Annotated in this window: 1 protein-coding gene; it reads left to right on the top strand. The window is 49.4% G+C overall.

Going from position 1 to position 1,465, the window contains the following annotated elements:
- Positions 1-74: 74 nt before the first annotated feature.
- Positions 75-1,394: an ISNCY family transposase gene (locus tag KJS69_RS29320; protein ID WP_213587778.1), complete on the top strand. Its 1,320-nt coding sequence runs from the start codon at positions 75-77 to the stop codon at positions 1,392-1,394.
- Positions 1,395-1,465 lie beyond the last annotated feature (71 nt).

The raw sequence follows: 1,465 nt of genomic DNA, 5'->3' as shown, positions 1-1,465 counted from the left end.
TGTTATTGTGCTGTGATAATGTCATCCCATAACTGTTCTGAGATAATGTCACTATGGGACAGGAGAAGATTACATTGAGCAGAGCAGAACTGAAGAAGATCTATGTGGTGGAGAAAATTATCGATGGACTAATGACGAACAGTGAGGGGGCTATGACGTTAGGGATTTCTGTTCGGCAAATGATTAGGTTAAAGAACAAGTACAAAGCGGAAGGAGCACCGGGCATTGCCCATAAAAATCGAGGAAGGAAGCCTGTACATGCTTTAAGTGATGAAATGAAGGATCGAACCGCAGAATTATACACATCCAAGTATCATGGCAGCAACAGCTGTCACTTTGCAGAGCTCCTTCAGGAGCACGAGGACATCCAATTAAGCAGTTCCAGCGTAAGGCGGATTCTGCTTGCAAAGGGACTCAAGCAAGCCAAGCAAAGACGTCGTACGGCCCATCAGCCGCGTCAGCGCAGAGCGCAGGCGGGCATGCTCTGGCAGATTGACGCTACCCCTTATGCATGGCTGGAAGACCGCGCTCCTGCTTTTGCCTTGCATGCTGCGATTGATGATGCCACAGGCATTGTCGTTGGAGCTGTGTTTCGGCCTAACGAATGCCGTGAGGGCTACTCCCTTGTCATGCAGCAAGGCATGACGAAATACGGCGTCCCCCTTGGCCTTTACAGTGATCGACATACGATTTTCCGTTCTCCCAACGAAAAGCTTACGGTTGAACAAGAACTCGCTGGCGAATCTAAACCTCTTTCGAACTTTGGTAAAGCGATGGCTGAACTGGGCATCGAACACATTCAAGCGCTCTCACCGCAAGCTAAGGGCCGGATTGAACGCCTGTGGGTAACCTTTCAGGATCGTTTGGTCATTGAGCTTCGGCTACTTGGCATCACGACAATGGAAGCCGCTAACGAAGCCTTACCTCTGCTCATCCAGAAGCATAATCAGCGATTTGCAGTCGCTCCACGATCAAGCGAACCGGCTTATATGGAGCTGAGTGAGGACATTCGGCTTGAGCATGTATTTACAGTGCGGGAGTACCGGACGCTGGGGGCAGGCCAAACCCTCTCTTATGGCGGCAACACTTATACCTTTGCTGAATCCTTACCTCAGCATTTTCCCGTTAAAACCGTGGTAGAAGTTCGTGAGACGCTCACAGGGGACGTACTCGTCTGGCATCAGGGTCAAGCTTTACTTCTGAAGAAGACAGAACGGCCCGAGCGCCAAGAACAGACGAAAAAGGCGAGTTCTGCGCAGCCACGCAAACCCGCCAAAGATCATCCGTGGAAAACCACGTATGATACCACCGTAACTAAGCGTAGCACAAAACGAGATTCATTCCAAGACGCTATGTATTCACAGCATAACAGTTATTCAGAGGCCTACTGGTAAGAGTGGCCTCCTTCAAAAAAAGTGACATTTTCATAGCACAGATAAGGTGACATTTTCACAGACGTTTGACA

It is taken from the genome of Paenibacillus sp. J2TS4, assembly GCF_018403245.1.
Taxonomy (GTDB): domain Bacteria; phylum Bacillota; class Bacilli; order Paenibacillales; family NBRC-103111; genus Paenibacillus_L.
The sequence above is the reverse complement of the archived record's forward strand: the minus strand, read 5'-3'. Positions and strand labels throughout refer to the sequence as shown.